This is a genomic window from Haemophilus parainfluenzae, assembly GCF_014931375.1.
Lineage (GTDB): Bacteria > Pseudomonadota > Gammaproteobacteria > Enterobacterales > Pasteurellaceae > Haemophilus_D.
The window spans coordinates 1458323-1474269 of record NZ_CP063117.1 but is presented as its reverse complement, the minus strand read 5'-3'; the positions used below and the strand labels follow the sequence as shown (position 1 = coordinate 1474269).

16 protein-coding genes are annotated in these 15947 nt (G+C 37.9%); 4 read left to right on the top strand and 12 right to left on the bottom strand.

Going from position 1 to position 15947, the window contains the following annotated elements; translation table 11 throughout:
- Window positions 1-57 precede the first annotated feature (57 nt).
- Window positions 58-921, top strand: coding sequence for a fructosamine kinase family protein (locus INP95_RS07170; protein WP_197560418.1), 864 nt, complete (start codon window positions 58-60; stop codon window positions 919-921).
- Window positions 922-986: 65 nt separating this feature from the next.
- Here the strand turns inward: INP95_RS07170 and INP95_RS07165 are convergent, their stop codons facing one another.
- A complete protein-coding gene (locus INP95_RS07165; protein WP_049365443.1) occupies window positions 987-1844 on the bottom strand; it encodes an OmpA family protein in 858 nt (285 codons plus the stop codon).
- Between the two features lie 213 nt (window positions 1845-2057).
- Entirely contained in the window at window positions 2058-3113 is a 1056-nt protein-coding gene (sohB, locus tag INP95_RS07160; RefSeq protein WP_197560417.1) for a protease SohB, read from the bottom strand.
- 140 nt (window positions 3114-3253) lie between these two features.
- Here sohB and asnS point away from each other — a divergent pair, with 140 nt between their 5' ends.
- Both asnS and can read left to right on the top strand, forming a co-directional pair.
- On the top strand, window positions 3254-4657 hold the full coding sequence (gene asnS / locus INP95_RS07155) for an asparagine--tRNA ligase (RefSeq protein ID WP_197560416.1): 1404 nt from the start codon (window positions 3254-3256) through the stop codon (window positions 4655-4657).
- A 128-nt stretch (window positions 4658-4785) separates the two neighbouring features.
- Window positions 4786-5478, top strand: a complete 693-nt coding sequence (can, locus tag INP95_RS07150; protein ID WP_197560415.1) for a carbonate dehydratase — start codon at window positions 4786-4788, stop codon at window positions 5476-5478.
- 55 nt (window positions 5479-5533) lie between these two features.
- On the opposite strand, the gene bioD is transcribed toward can, so the two are convergent.
- The 9 genes from bioD to rlmE all read right to left on the bottom strand — a co-directional run bounded on the left by bioD (window position 5534) and on the right by rlmE (window position 14961).
- Window positions 5534-6268, bottom strand: coding sequence for a dethiobiotin synthase (bioD, locus tag INP95_RS07145; RefSeq protein ID WP_070852786.1), 735 nt, complete (start codon window positions 6266-6268; stop codon window positions 5534-5536).
- Window positions 6269-6370: 102 nt separating this feature from the next.
- Entirely contained in the window at window positions 6371-6637 is a 267-nt protein-coding gene (locus INP95_RS07140) for a YcgL domain-containing protein (protein ID WP_049371326.1), read from the bottom strand.
- A gap of 70 nt (window positions 6638-6707) precedes the next feature.
- The gene (locus INP95_RS07135; protein WP_197560414.1) at window positions 6708-7253 is read right to left on the bottom strand and encodes a prolipoprotein diacylglyceryl transferase; all 546 of its coding nucleotides are present in this window, start codon (window positions 7251-7253) and stop codon (window positions 6708-6710) included.
- Between the two features lie 301 nt (window positions 7254-7554).
- The gene (locus tag INP95_RS07130) at window positions 7555-9255 is read right to left on the bottom strand and encodes a hypothetical protein (RefSeq protein WP_197560413.1); all 1701 of its coding nucleotides are present in this window, start codon (window positions 9253-9255) and stop codon (window positions 7555-7557) included.
- A 179-nt stretch (window positions 9256-9434) separates the two neighbouring features.
- Window positions 9435-9908 (bottom strand): phosphohistidine phosphatase SixA, encoded by a 474-nt coding sequence (gene sixA, locus INP95_RS07125; RefSeq protein WP_197560412.1) that lies wholly within the window; start codon window positions 9906-9908, stop codon window positions 9435-9437.
- A 69-nt stretch (window positions 9909-9977) separates the two neighbouring features.
- Window positions 9978-11312, bottom strand: coding sequence for a phosphoglucosamine mutase (glmM, locus tag INP95_RS07120; protein ID WP_197560411.1), 1335 nt, complete (start codon window positions 11310-11312; stop codon window positions 9978-9980).
- Between the two features lie 75 nt (window positions 11313-11387).
- Entirely contained in the window at window positions 11388-12218 is an 831-nt protein-coding gene (gene folP / locus INP95_RS07115) for a dihydropteroate synthase (protein WP_005699464.1), read from the bottom strand.
- Window positions 12219-12333: 115 nt separating this feature from the next.
- The gene (gene ftsH / locus INP95_RS07110) at window positions 12334-14232 is read right to left on the bottom strand and encodes an ATP-dependent zinc metalloprotease FtsH (protein ID WP_193451943.1); all 1899 of its coding nucleotides are present in this window, start codon (window positions 14230-14232) and stop codon (window positions 12334-12336) included.
- 96 nt (window positions 14233-14328) lie between these two features.
- Window positions 14329-14961: a 23S rRNA (uridine(2552)-2'-O)-methyltransferase RlmE gene (gene rlmE / locus INP95_RS07105; protein WP_005697532.1), complete on the bottom strand. Its 633-nt coding sequence runs from the start codon at window positions 14959-14961 to the stop codon at window positions 14329-14331.
- Between the two features lie 166 nt (window positions 14962-15127).
- On the opposite strand from rlmE, the gene yhbY reads away from it, so the two are divergent.
- Window positions 15128-15427, top strand: a complete 300-nt coding sequence (gene yhbY, locus INP95_RS07100) for a ribosome assembly RNA-binding protein YhbY (RefSeq protein WP_005699441.1) — start codon at window positions 15128-15130, stop codon at window positions 15425-15427.
- Between the two features lie 31 nt (window positions 15428-15458).
- Here the strand turns inward: yhbY and greA are convergent, their stop codons facing one another.
- Window positions 15459-15935, bottom strand: a complete 477-nt coding sequence (gene greA, locus INP95_RS07095; RefSeq protein WP_005697514.1) for a transcription elongation factor GreA — start codon at window positions 15933-15935, stop codon at window positions 15459-15461.
- Between the last annotated feature and the right edge of the window lie 12 nt (window positions 15936-15947).

Below are 15947 nucleotides of genomic sequence, written 5' to 3'. Positions count from 1 at the left end.
AATTTTTAGTGCTTTCGTTAGAATGAAGAAGAATCGACCATGTCTAGGAGGCGTATTATGTGGAAATCAATTTCTCAAGTCTTAGCTGATCAATTTGGTGCTTACTATAACATCAAAGAAAAAAACAAAGTGCCTGGTGGCGAAGTAAATGAAACTTGGCTTATTACGGATGGAATCCAACCTGTCTTTGTTAAAGTGAATGAACGGTCCTATCGTTCAATGTTTCGTGCAGAAGCTGACCAATTAAACCTACTAGGCAAAACCAATACAATCCGACTTCCGCAAGTGTATGGCGTAGGCTGTTCTCAAAACCATAGTTTCTTGTTATTAGAAGCGCTTCCTATTACTCAACAAACCAATGCAACGCCACATTTTGCTGAAGAATTAGCAAAACTCCATCAAGTGTCTGGCACTAAAAACTATGGATTAGATTTTGATACTTGGCTTGGCCCAGAGTATCAGCCCAATAAATGGAATGGAAGTTGGGCGAAGTTTTTTGCAGAACAGCGTATTGGATGGCAATTGCAACTCTGCAAAGATAAAGGTTTAGACTTTGGTGATATTGATTTAATTATTGAAAAGGTAAAATACAAACTTTCAAAACATAATCCTAAACCCTCTTTGTTACATGGTAACCTATGGGTTGAAAATACGGCGATCGTAGGCAATCAAACCTTTACCTATGATCCTGCTTGCTACTGGGGGGATAGAGAGTGTGATTTAGCATTCAGTGAGCTTTTCCAACCATTCTCAGCTGAATTCTATGAAATTTATGACCGCACTTTCCCACTTGATAAAGACGGTTTTGAAGAAAGAAAACACCTTTATCAGCTCTATTATCTGCTAAATTTCAGTCATCGTTTTAATGGAAGTTATATCAACTTAACCACTAAATTGATTGAAGAACTTCTACTTGAATAATTTCTTAAACATCAGATAAAAAAAGAGCGTAATTTTCATTACGCTCTTTCTATCTTCTCTATCTATTATTTTTGATAAAGAGGTGCTGGACCTTGAGTTCCACCGTTAACTTGACCACCTTCTTGTAATTTTAATACAGAACCAGAAGCAGTGATTTCTACACGACGGTTTGGACGTAAACAGTCTTTCTCAGCTTTACTTGCGTGTTTGTAACCATTACAAGCTTTAACTTGTGGCACTTTACCGTAACCAACAGCTGTAATTTCAGATGTTACGCCATCTTCAATTAAACGAGCTTTAACACGGTTTGCACGACGTTGAGAAAGATCTAAGTTGTAAGCATCAGAACCTAAACGGTCAGTATAACCTGCAACTTTAACTTCTTTAGCACCAGTTTCTTTTAATTGTGCTGCAACGTTATCAACAACTTCTTTACCACGTGGAGTTAAAGTATCTTTATCGAAGTCGAACAAGAAGTCACCACTTAAAGTAAATGCTGAGTTTCCGTTACAACCGTTTGGATACCAGAAGAAGCTTTGAGCATTGTGGTTTTTGTCAAATAATATTTTGTATTGACAAATTTTGTGAACACCGTTCTCACGATAGTTGAACGCATAATCCCACTCTTCAACACCGTATAAACCTTCAGAGAAGTGTGGACGACCGATTAGGTTATATAATTGATCTTTGTTCATACCACGTTCGATCATACGAACGTTATCCCAGTTTGGCCATGAACCAAATTGGCTACCGTCATGGTTGAAACCAGCTTTATCAATCTTAGGCCATACGAGTTGTGGTACTTGTTGACCATCAACTTCTTTATATTCTGGAGTACCAGCTTCTGTAACTTTGCTTAAGTTACCACAAGCAGCAACTGTCGCTACTGCTACTGCAGATAATAAAATACGAGATAATTTCATTTCTTTACCTTTTTACTGTTAAGGTGCAATCCTTGCAAGAAGAACCTACACAACTAAACTTTATAAATTTTACAAATAAAACTATAAAAAGTTTCATGGCGTATGGTAGTCATAATTCTTTAACTTGTAAATAAAAAAACATTAAAAAATGATTTTTTATGGAACTTTTTTGTAAAGTTGTGTAAAGAGTTGTCAAATAAGTAAATTTTTTTCTTAGTGAATAAAATCCTGTCCATTTTTTGTTAAATTTCGATGGATAATTCCCTCAATACTCTCTTCAGCTTGCTTACCTATTTTTTGTAAAAGTGGCTTTTTCACTTTATATTTCACCGCGATCACAGACTTATCTTTCATTTTTTCAAGAATAATATCATCACTGGTTGCTAACTCATCGACTAGTTGAAGCGCTAAGGCTTGTTGACCGAACCAATGCTCACCAGTTGCGACTTTATCCACATCTAAGTGCGGTCGATTTTGAGTAACAAATTGTTTAAATAATTGATGGGTTTCTTCAAGTTCGGCTTGGAATTTCTGTTTTCCTTTTTCAGTATTTTCACCTAATACTGTAACGGTGCGTTTAAATTCTCCTGCTGTCATCACATCAACATCGACATCATGTTTTTTCAATAAACGATGAATATTCGGAATTTGTGCAACCACTCCAATAGAACCGATGATCGCAAAAGGTGCGGAAACAATTTTATCTGCCACGCAAGCCATCATATACCCACCACTTGCAGCCACCTTATCTACTGCAACAGTTAATTTAATTCCTTTTTGTTTTAAGCGAGCTAACTGTGAAGCAGCCAAACCATAACCATGAACAACACCACCTGGGCTTTCTAAACGTAGTAAGACCTCATCATCGGCTTTTGCTACATTAATAATCGCCGAAATTTCTTCTCGAAGTGCGGTTGTTTCTGATGCAGAAATATCACCTTTAAAATCGAGCACATAAACACAAGGTTTAGGCGTTTCTTTCTCACCATTTTTTAATTTCGCTTTTAATGCCTTTGCTTCTTGCTTTTTCGCTTTTTTCTCTGCTTTTTCTGCTTGTTTAAGTTCTTCTTCTGAAAGCTGGAAATCGCGTAAATGCTTTACTGTTTCCTTAAATTCTTCTGAAAGATCTGTCACGACCAACTCACCATGATGTGTTGCATTACGCTGTTTTGCCGAAATAATCATTGCGACAATAGCGGCAATCACAAGTAAAATCGTTAAAATCTCCAAAATAAAAATGCCATAGCCGGTCAAAATATCAGACCACATAGTTTTCTCCTAAAATAAAGTGAAGGAATTATTTTACTGTGCAAGCCCGATTTACACTAACTTTTTATGGAAAATTTTGCGATTTAAGGTAAACTAACACAGTTTTATTGCCTAATTTATAATGAATTACAGAGGTTTATATGTCTAAAGTTGCATCTATTGTTGATGTGTTACAAGGTAAAATCGCTATAGGCGAAAAAGTTACCGTACGCGGATGGGTCCGTACCCGTCGTGACTCTAAAGCAGGTCTTTCTTTCCTTGCTGTTTATGACGGCTCTTGCTTTGACCCTATTCAAGCGATTGTTAATAACGATATTGAAAATTATGAGAGCGAAGTCTTACGCTTAACAACGGGTTGCTCTGTTATCGTAACCGGTACTATTGTTGAGTCACCTGCTGAAGGTCAAGCTGTTGAACTTCAAGCTGAAAAAGTAGAAGTGACAGGGTTTGTAGAAGATCCTGATACTTATCCAATGGCGGCAAAACGTCACTCAATTGAATACTTACGTGAAGTGGCACACTTACGTCCTCGTACCAATATTATCGGTGCAGTCGCACGCGTTCGTCACTGCTTAGCTCAAGCTATTCATCGCTTCTTCCATGAACAAGGTTTCTATTGGGTCGCTACCCCATTAATTACTGCATCAGATACTGAAGGTGCGGGTGAAATGTTCCGTGTCTCAACGCTTGATTTAGAAAATCTTCCTCGTGGTGAAGATGGTAGAGTCGATTTCAGTCAAGACTTCTTCGGCAAAGAATCATTTTTAACCGTTTCAGGCCAGTTAAATGGTGAGACTTACGCGTGTGCATTAAGCAAAATCTATACTTTCGGTCCAACATTCCGTGCTGAAAATTCAAATACCACTCGTCACCTTGCAGAATTCTGGATGGTTGAACCTGAAGTCGCTTTTGCAACACTTGCTGATAATGCGAAATTAGCAGAAGACATGTTGAAATACGTTTTCCGCGCCGTGCTTGCTGAACGTAAAGATGACTTAAAATTCTTTGAAAAACATGTAGATAAAGATGTTATTACTCGTTTAGAAAACTTTGTAAACTCTGATTTTGCTCAAATCGACTATACCGATGCGATCGACGTGTTATTAAAATCAGGTAAGAAATTCGAATTCCCAGTATCTTGGGGTATCGATTTGTCTTCTGAACATGAACGTTTCTTAGCGGAAGAATATTTCAAATCACCGGTTGTGGTGAAAAACTATCCGAAAGATATCAAAGCCTTCTATATGCGTTTAAATGACGATGGCAAAACTGTAGCTGCAATGGATGTTCTCGCGCCTGGAATTGGTGAAATCATCGGTGGTTCACAACGTGAAGAACGTTTAGACGTATTAGATAAACGTATGGAAGAAATGGGCCTAAATCCTGAAGATTACTGGTGGTATCGCGATCTTCGTAAATATGGTACTGTACCACATTCAGGTTTCGGTCTTGGTTTTGAACGCTTAATTGTTTATGTAACTGGCGTACAAAATATTCGCGATGTGATTCCATTCCCTCGCGCACCAAGAAATGCAAATTTCTAAAAATATTGTTTAAATTGACCGCACTTTCTTTAAAGTGCGGTCATCATTTTAGGCGATAAATTTTATCCCTATTTTATTTATTGTGTTTGAATCAATCTTTCAAATACATCATATTAAGGAAAGTAGAAATGGACAAAATTAAACAACTCTTTGCAAACAACTACAGTTGGGCGCAAAGAATGAAAGAAGAAAATTCCACTTATTTTAAAGAACTTGCCGATCACCAAACACCTCATTATCTTTGGATTGGCTGCTCTGATAGCCGTGTTCCTGCTGAAAAACTCACAAATCTTGAACCAGGCGAGTTATTTGTACATCGTAATGTAGCCAATCAAGTTATTCATACAGATTTTAACTGCCTTTCAGTTGTGCAATATGCCGTTGATGTACTCAAAATTGAACATATTATTATTTGCGGCCACACCAATTGTGGTGGTATCAAAGCAGCGATGCAAGATCAAGATCTAGGGCTAATCAATAACTGGTTGCTCCATATTCGTGATATTTGGTTTAAACATGGTCATCTATTAGGCAATCTTTCAGCAGAAAAACGTTCAGATATGCTCACTAAATTAAATGTTGCAGAGCAAGTTTATAACCTAGGACGCACATCTATCGTAAAAAGCGCTTGGGAACGTGGACAAAAACTCTCCCTACATGGCTGGGTATATGATGTAAATGATGGATTCTTAGTAGATCAAGGTGTTATTGCAACCAGTCGGGAAACTCTTGAAATCTCTTACCGTAATGCGATTGCTCGCCTATCTAGCCTCGCGGAAGAAGATATCCTGAAAAAAGAGCTTCCAGAAAACGAAGAATAAAAAAAGTGCGGTTAAAATCTAATGAGTTTTAACCGCACTTTTTATTTCAAACTTACTATTTAACTAACTCTGTTTGCATATACATCAAACGATCTATATTGGTTAAATAATGCCCCAATTCTTGAGATTCTGGTTTATGAATATAAGGGATTTTACCTAGTAGAGGTGCATCAATCTGAGCCTCCAAAATATCTACCACCTCTTTATAATGCCCTAAGCAAGGATTAATTCGATTCGCAATCCAACCTAATAAAGGGACACCTAGTTGTTTAATCACTTGGGCTGTCAGCAATGCGTGATTAATACAACCTTCTTTAATGCCGACAACCAGCACAACAGGCATTTTATGTTCAACAACCCAATCAGCAAAACTCTTACCTTCTGCCATGGGGGTGAGTAAACCAAATGAACCTTCCACGACAACAGATTGATATTTTTGAACTAATGTTGTTAAGGCTTGATTAATCTTACTTAATTTAATGCGTGATTTATCTCGAGTCAGCATCGGCAAGGAATGAGCAAAAGTATAGCTATTTACTTCTTGATAAGATACGGACTCATTCGTTGCATCCATTAAAGCTAACACGTCTGAATTATTTTCAGCATCATAATCTGTTTGGGATTCATTAGACTGATTTTCGACAGGATAAATCCCCTCTTCACAGCTACAAGCAATCGGCTTATAACCCACAATTCGCACGCCCTTTGCTTGTAATGCCTGAATAATGGCACGGCAGGCGGTGGTCTTACCCACGTCAGTATCTGTACCTGCCACAAAGAAACTACTCATTTTTATTCTCCTTTTAAAAGTGCGGTCAATTCTAAAGGAGTTTTTTGAGGAAAATATTGAGATAAAGCAAGATTTGGATATTTTTAGGAAAAAATAAAAGGCTTATTTGATCTCACTCAAACTATTAAACAAGCCATCATCTTGTTTTGGCATTTGAAGATAAAATCCTTGCTGAGTAATTTTCCCCATAACCTCATCTTTATCTGCATGAACAAGCGGTTTACTCCCCCTCAAATTGAAAGGCATAAGAAATTGAGGCTTACCAAAACTCTGCATTAATATATCCGGTACAGCTGAAAAATCATCTCGTTTTGAAATATAAAGATAGCAGCCTGGTTTACGTTTACTTTTATAAATTGCACATAACATTTCATATTGCTCCAAAAAGAAAAAACCTACCAGATAATCTCTGATAGGTTTTTATTTTACGAAAGTTTAATTATTTAGTCACAGCTTCTTTTACTTCAGCTGCTTTATCTGCCGCTGCATCTTTTGCTTCAGCCGCTTTATCAGCTGCCGCATCTTTTGTTTCTGAAGCTGAGTTTTTTACTGCTTCCATTTTAGAAGACATCGCATCTTTTGCTTCAGCCATTTTATTTGCTGCAGCATCTTTCATTTCAACTGCTTTATCTACTGCTGCATCTTTTGCTTCAGAAGCTGCATTTTTTACTTCTTCCATTTTAGAAGACACTGCATCTTTTGCCTCAGCCATTTTATTTGCAGCAGCATCTTTCATTTCAGAAGCTTTATCAGCTACTGCTTCTTTTGTTTCAGCCATTTTATTTGCAGCTGAATCTTTTGCGTCAATTGCCGCATTTTTAACATCAGTTGCAACTTCTTTTGCTGCATCTTTAACTTGTGTTGCTGCATTTGCTGTTGCATCTTTTGCTGCTTCAACTTTTTGAGCTGTTTCTTGTTTATCGAAACAACCAGTTACGGCTAAAGATGCACCTAATACTAATACGGCTAATACTGATTTTTTCATTGTCATTCTCCATTTTATAATTAAGAATTAATCCAAAGCTATTTGCTTTGTGTGATCTAGTTTACGTAAAAAAAACTTAAAATAAAACATCTTCCAAAAAAATTTACATTTCTAAAGATATAGTTTTTTTATAATACCTCTCTAAAATAACTATAACCCCATGAATTTAAAAGACTTGTAAAAAAGTTCATTATAAAAATTTTATTTTTTGTAAAGATAAAAAATTACTTTTTTGTGTTTTTTTTGAACAACCAAACTCAGTTAATTTGAATAATCCTTAACCATTGCTTTTACTTTTCAGTTACTTTTTTACGGCTGCAGATTGATCTTTTGTTTCAGAATCTACATTTTTTACTTCCTCTGCTTTAGAGCACACAGCATCTTTTGCTTCAGTCATTTTATTTTCCGCAACATGTTTAACATAGTTAGCTGCTGCAACCACAGCATCTTTAACTTGTACTGCCGCGCTTACTGTTGCATCTTTTGCAGCTTCAACTTTAGAAGACATTACATCTTTTGCCTCTGAAAGCGAATCTTTTACTTCAGCAACTTTATCTTCGACAGCTTCTTTTGCTTTTACAGCTTTATCTTCAGCTGCATCTTTTAGCTCAGATGCTTTATCTGCAGCTTCATCTTTTGCTTCTGAAACTACTTTTTTCACTTCTGATGCTTTATCTTCCACCGCATCTTTTACTTCTGAAGCCGCTTCTTCTGCTTCTACAGCTTTATCTTCAGCCGCATCTTTCACTTCAGCAGCTTTATCTTCAGCTTCATCTTTTGCTTCAAAAACTGCATTTTTTACTTCAGCAACTTTATCTACAACTGCATCTTTGAATTTAACTACTTTGTCTACAACTGTATCTTTTGCTTCTGAAGCCGCTTCTTTTGCTTCTACAGTTTTATCTTCAGCTGCATCTTTTAGCTCAGATGCTTTATCTGCAGCTTCATCTTTTGCTTCTGAAACTGCTTTTTTTACTTCTTTTGCTTTATCTTCAGCCGCATCTTTCACTTCAGCAGCTTTATCTTCAGCTTCATCTTTTAACTCAGCCGCTTTATCAGCAGCTTCATCTTTTGCTTCAAAAACTGCATTTTTTACTTCAGCAACTTTATCTACAACTGCATCTTTGAATTTAACTACTTTGTCTACAACTGTATCTTTTGCTTCTGAAGCCGCTTCTTTTGCTTCTACAGTTTTATCTTCAGCTGCATCTTTTAGCTCAGATGCTTTATCTGCAGCTTCATCTTTTGCTTCTGAAACTGCTTTTTTTACTTCTTTTGCTTTATCTTCAGCCGCATCTTTCACTTCAGCAGCTTTATCTTCAGCTTCATCTTTTAACTCAGCCGCTTTATCAGCAGCTTCATCTTTTGCTTCAAAAACTGCATTTTTTACTTCAGCAACTTTATCTACAACTGCATCTTTGAATTTAACTACTTTGTCTACAACTGTATCTTTTGCTTCTGAAGCCGCTTCTTTTGCTTCTACAGTTTTATCTTCAGCTGCATCTTTTAGCTCAGATGCTTTATCTGCAGCTTCATCTTTTGCTTCTGAAACTGCTTTTTTTACTTCTTTTGCTTTATCTTCAGCCGCATCTTTCACTTCAGCAACTTTGTCTTCAGCTGCATCTTTTAGCTCTACTGCTTTATCTGCCGCTTCATCTGTAGCTTCTGAAACTGTTTTTTTCACTTCTGATGCTTTATCTTCGACGGCTCTTTTTACTTCAGAAAATTTGTCATCGATTGCTTTTTTCATTTCAGTAGCTTTATCATCGATTGCTGCTTTTGCTTCAGAAACTGCTTTTCTTACTTCAGATATTTTATCTTCAGTTACATCTTTCACTTCAGTAGCTTTGTCTTCAACCACTTCTTTTGCCTCGGACGCTTTATGTGTCACAGCATCTTTAATATAGTTAGCCGCTGCAACTAATGCATCTTTAGCTTGTGTTGCAGCATTCACTGTCGTATCTTTTACTTCAGTTGCTTTATCTTCGATTTTATTGTTCATAGCTACTCTCCTTGTGTCATTGTGATGGCTTAATTTAAGCTATTCATTTATAGCTCATTTTCAGTCTATCAAAAAAATTTTAAAAAAACACCTAAAAATACACATTTTAGGTGTTGCTTATTTTTGACTGCTTTTAAAAAGTAAATCATATAAACTTTGTTTTTCGTATTTTAGCCATTCTATTTTGGATAATGGAAAGCTTCAATGGTGCCTTTTTCACCATTCCAGTCAATCTGAACAATCGTTGAAGGATAAAAACTGATTGGATTTCGCTTGCCATAAAGCTCTGAAACAATACTGCCCACTAAAGGTAAATGAGAAACAAGCAAAACACTTTCAACCCCTTGTTTCTGCAAAACAGATAAATAATCTGCTACCAGCGTAGCATTCCCGTAAGGTGTAATTCCACTCCAAGTTTCAACATCATTAAGAATATTGTCTAACCCTGAATTGACGAGCTCAAACGTTTCTTGAGCACGAACATAAGGACTAACAATCACTTTCTGAACTGAAAGTGCGGTTAAATTTAGATGTGTTTTAAGCCATTGACCTTGTGATATTGACTGTTTGCGTCCATACTCGGTTAAATGCCGAGCCTCATCTGATGAAGCGACAACTTCAGCTTCCCCATGTCGCATAATAAAAACTTTCATTTCTTTGCTTTCCTAAAAATAATAAAAGATAAATTTTATGATCAAAAATGGGGGCAAGCCCCCACTTCATTAATTCACTTTAACTGCTTCCGCAATTTCTTCTGCACATTGTTTTGCAAGTGCGCCGTCCTCACATTCCACCATTACGCGAATAAGTGGCTCTGTACCTGACTTACGCAGTAAAATTCGACCTTTGCCTTCTAAACGTTTTTCCACATCTGCAGCTACCGCTTTTACCGTTTCACTTTCTAATGGATTATCACCACCAGCAAAACGAACATTAATGAGTACTTGAGGGAATAATTTCACCGCACTTGCAAGCTCGTTTAAAGATAAACGATGTTGAACCATTGCACTTAATACAGCTAGTGATGCAATAATACCATCACCTGTCGTATTTTTATCAGCAATAATGATATGGCCTGAGTTTTCTCCGCCTAGCGTCCAGTTATGTTCTACCATTTTTTCTAACACATAACGGTCGCCAACGTTAGCACGCACAAAAGGTACACCTAACATTTTTAAAGCAATCTCTAAGCTCATATTACTCATTAATGTGCCCACTACGCCACCTTTTAGCTGACCTGAACGTAAAGCTTCACGAGCAATAATGAAAAGGATTTGGTCACCATCTACTTTATTACCTAAGTGATCCACCATCATAATGCGGTCACCATCACCATCATAAGCGAGACCAACATCCGCTTTAGTTTCAAGCACTTTTTCCTGTAACGCTTTTACATCGGTTGCACCACATTTTTCATTGATATTGATTCCGTTTGGATCTGTACCAATTTCAATCACTTCAGCGCCTAACTCACGTAATACATTTGGCGCAATATGATAGGTCGCACCATTTGCGCAATCCACTACGATTTTATAACCATCTAAACCAAGATGTGCAGGGAAAGTGCTTTTACAAAATTCAATATAACGTCCTGCGGCATCACTTATACGGCTTGCTTTACCTAAATCAGCAGACTCCACACAATCCATTGGCTGATCAAGCATAGCTTCAATCGCTTCTTCAATATCATCTGGTAATTTTGTGCCTTGTGAAGAGAAGAATTTAATCCCATTATCATAATAAGGGTTATGTGATGCCGAAATGACAATACCCGCTTCTAAACGGAAAGTGCGGGTTAAATACGCCACGGCAGGTGTTGGCATTGGACCGGTAAATGCGGCAGTTAAACCCGCTGCAGCCAAACCTGCTTCAAGTGCAGATTCCAACATATAACCTGAAATACGGGTATCTTTCCCGATTAATACCGTGCGAGAACCTTGAGAGGCTAAAACCTTACCCGCAGCCCAACCTAATTTCAATGCGAAATCTGGCGTGATTGGATATGTACCTACTTTTCCACGTACACCATCAGTACCAAAATATTTACGATTTGCCATGTTTATTCCTTATTAAATTTGAATAATGATGTTGCAGAAATCATTAGTTCTACAACATATAAAATCTGTTAGTTTTTACGCTTGTTGCGTTGCTTGCCATACTTTCAAAGCATCTGCCGTTGCAGCGACATCATGTACGCGTAAAATTGTCGCACCATTTTGTGCAGCAATTAATGCGCCAGCTACACTTCCCACAACACGTTCAGTTACGGGTTTATCTAATACGGTACCAATCATCGATTTACGTGAAAGACCTGCTAAAATGGGATAACCACTTTCACAAAAGTGTGCTAATTGCTGTAAAAGTTTATAGTTATGCTGCACGGTCTTACCAAAACAAAACCCCATATCCCAAATGATATTTTCTTTAGCGATTCCCGCATCTAAACAAGCTTTAGTCCGAGCTTCTAAAAACTGATAAACATCTTGGACTACATCATCATAATGCGGATTAGTCTGCATTGTGCGCGGCTGTCCTTGCATGTGCATGATACAAGTGGGTAAATTCAACTGTCCTGCTATTTCGAGTGCACCAGGTTCACGTAAAGCACGAATATCATTGATTAAATCCATGCCGACCTTAGCTGCTTCTTGCATCACAATTGCTTTAGAGGTATCCACTGAAATCCAACAATCAAAACGTTTTTGCACGGCTTCAACAAGAGGTATCACTCGTTGCAACTCTTCAGTTTCAGGCACTTCTTCTGCCATTATTGGTCGAGTTGATTCCCCGCCAATATCAATAATTGTTGCACCTTCTTTGAGCATTTTTTCAACTTGAAATAATGCTTTGTCTAGACTAAAAAACTGTCCGCCATCTGAAAATGAATCAGGCGTGAAATTCAAAATTCCCATAATTTGAGGTAATGATAAATCTAGACATTTGTTATTAGCGTAAAGTTTCATAAAGTGCGGTCAATTTTTAAATCAAATTTTAAAGGCTAGATTATAACGGAATATAGTGATGAAAAGAATGACATTATAAATAAAAAAAGCCTTCCTAATTAGGAAGGCTTTATTCTTACTCTTCAGGATCTTCTGAATGATTAACCTCACTTTCAGTTTTTTCTTCCTGCGGTTTTGCTGTTGGTTTTGTATCTTTGTTATCTTCCCAACCAGATGGTGGTGTAACAGGTTCACGATTCATTAGCTGTTTGATTTGTTCTTCTTCAATGGTTTCATATTTCACTAACGCATCTTTCATGGCGTGAAGAATATCCATATTGTCGATCAGAATCTGTCTTGCTCTCGCATAGTTACGATTTACAATCGCACGAACTTCTTCATCAATCGCATGCGCCGTTTCATCTGACATATGTTTTGCTTTCGCCATTGAGCGACCTAAGAATACTTCGCCTTCATCTTCGGTATAAAGAATCGGACCGAGTTTATCTGAGAAGCCCCATTGGGTCACCATATTACGTGCAATATTGGTTGCCACTTTAATATCGTTAGATGCACCAGTCGAAATATTTTCTTCACCGTAAATCAAATCTTCTGCTAAACGTCCTGCATAAAGTGTTGAAAGTTTACTTTCTAATTGTTTTTGGCTGATACTAATTTGATCACCTTCAGGCAAGAAGAAAGTCACACCTAATGCGCGGCCACGAGGAATAATCGTGACTTTATGTACAGGATCATGCTCAGGTACTAAGTAACCCACAATCGCGTGAGCAGCTTCATGGTACGCTGTTGATTCTTTTTGTTTATCCGTCATGATCATGGTACGGCGTTCAGGTCCCATATTGATCTTATCTTTGGCTTTTTCAAACTCAAGCATCGATACAGTACGTTTATTACTACGTGCAGCAAATAATGCCGCTTCATTAACCAAGTTCGCTAAATCCGCACCCGAATAACCTGGTGTACCACGAGCAAGTGTCATTGCATCAACATCATCAGCCACAGGGACTTTACGCATGTGAACTTTTAAAATTTGCTCACGACCTTTCACATCAGGTAAACCCACAACAACTTGACGGTCAAAACGGCCTGGACGCGTTAATGCTGGGTCAAGTACATCTGGACGGTTCGTTGCTGCAATAACGATTACGCCTTCGTTACCACCAAAACCATCCATTTCAACTAACATTTGGTTAAGGGTTTGTTCACGCTCATCGTGTCCACCACCTAAACCGGCACCACGTTGGCGACCTACGGCATCAATTTCATCAATAAAGATTAAGCATGGTGCATTTTTCTTCGCTTGCTCGAACATATCTCGTACACGAGAAGCACCAACCCCCACAAACATCTCCACAAAGTCAGAACCTGAAATAGTAAAGAAAGGCACTTTTGCTTCACCCGCAATAGCTTTTGCTAATAAGGTTTTACCTGTACCTGGAGGACCTACCATTAAAATCCCTTTTGGAATTTTACCACCAAGGTTTTGGAATTTTTTAGGTTCACGCAAGAAATCAACTACTTCACCGACTTCTTCTTTTGCCTCATCGCAACCTGCAACATCCGCAAAAGTCACTTTGATTTGATCTTGGTTCAGCATTTTAGCGCGGCTTTTACCAAAACTCATGGCCTTACCACCGCCACCTTGCATTTGACGCATGAAGAAAATCCATACCCCTACAAGGAATAACATTGGGAACCACGAAATTAAAATTTGTGATAATAAACTGCGTTTTTCAAAAGGCGTACCTTCGATTTTAACTTTTTTATTTAGTAAGTCATCTAAGAGCTTTTTATCTTCCAACGGTGGCATGACGGTCATATATTTAGAACCATCATTTTTGGTCACTGTGATTTCATTCGCATCAAAACGCGCTTCTTTCACTTGACTGTTACTCACATCATACACAAAGGTTGTGTAATCTGTTGAGTCACTCACGCCATTGGAATTAAAACTTTGGTAAGCTGTCATCATGACAATTGCTACCACAACCCATAGAACTAGATTTTTGACCATATCGTTCAAGGTTTAACCTGCCTTTCTTAAGTTAATTAAAATTAAACGAGATACTATCTCATCCCCGATACAATGAAAAGCTATCAAAGCAATTATCTATTCGCCTTTATAACCGCTTGCTACAATATAAACTTCGCGAGAACGCCCACGAGAGGCTTCAGGCTTACGCACTTTTACGACACTAAAGAGTGAACGAATTTCGCGCAGATACTCGTCAAAACCTTCTCCTTGGAATACTTTGACCACAAAACTGCCTTTTTTCGCCAAAACTTGCTTACACATATCTAAAGCCAGTTCAACTAAATACATTGCACGAGGAATATCAACAGATGGCATACCGCTAAAATTTGGCGCCATATCAGACATCACTACATCAACTTTTGCTTCACCAACTCGTTCTAATAATGCATTCAGCACATTTTCGTCACGAAAATCGCCTTGCAAGAAATCCACGCCGACAATTGGATTCATATCCAAAATATCACAAGCAATCACTCGGCCCTTTCCACCAATTTGGCTCACAACATACTGTGACCAACCACCTGGTGCGGCACCGAGATCCACCACAGTCATTCCCGGTTTAAACAATTTATCCGTTTGTTGAATTTCATCTAACTTAAAGTAAGCACGCGAGCGTAATTTTTGCTTATGTGCTTTCTGAACAAACGGATCTTTAAAATGTTCGTTTAGCCAACGAGAAGAACTCGCCGAACGTTTTTTCTTTCCCATAATCTCTTTCTTTTGTACTATTTTTTGTAGTAGTTTCGTCTATATTTGGGTACAATCTGCCAAATTCAAGGCTAGACTTACCAAAAAGTGCTGAAAAACCACGTTTTTTCTGACCGCTCTTTTCGGTCTTTTTTTGACTCATATTCATCTATTTAAAGGATTCCTTATGACAATATTATCAACAAAACAAAAACAATTTTTAAAAGGACTTGCTCATCACCTTAGTCCTGTCGTCATGCTTGGCGGTAACGGCTTAACCGAAGGGGTATTAGCCGAAATCGATAATGCATTAAATCATCACGAATTAATCAAAGTAAAAATTGCTGGCGCAGATCGCGAAACCAAACAATTAATTATTGATGCGATTGTTCGTGAAACCAAATCATCTAATGTTCAAACCATCGGACATATTTTGGTGCTTTATCGACCAAGCGAGGAAAGTAAAATCCAGCTGCCTCGTAAATAATTGTTATCCCCTCAATTTGAGGGGATGTTTTTTAGATGTAATTTACTTCAATAATCTCGAACTCAACCGTTCCACCTGGTGTGGTAATATTCACGGTATCATCCAACTCTTTCCCCACCAAGCCACGAGCAATCGGTGAATTCACAGAAATCAAACCTGACTTAATATCTGCCTCATCATCGCCCACAATTTGGTAAGTCACTTCTTCATCGGTATCGGTATTCACTAATACAACTGTCGCACCAAAAATAACTTTTCCGTTATTCGGTAATTTAGTGACATCGATAACCTGACAATTTGCAAGTTTGCTTTCAATTTCTTGAATACGCCCCTCGCAAAAACCTTGTTGTTCACGCGCAGCGTGATATTCTGCATTTTCTTTTAAGTCACCATGCTCACGTGCTTCAGCAATCGCCTTAATAATTTCAGGGCGACGCTCATTCTTTAAGAAATCTAATTCTTGACGTAATAGCTCCGCACCGCGCACGGTCATTGGAATTTGTTTCATTCTTTTTCCTTG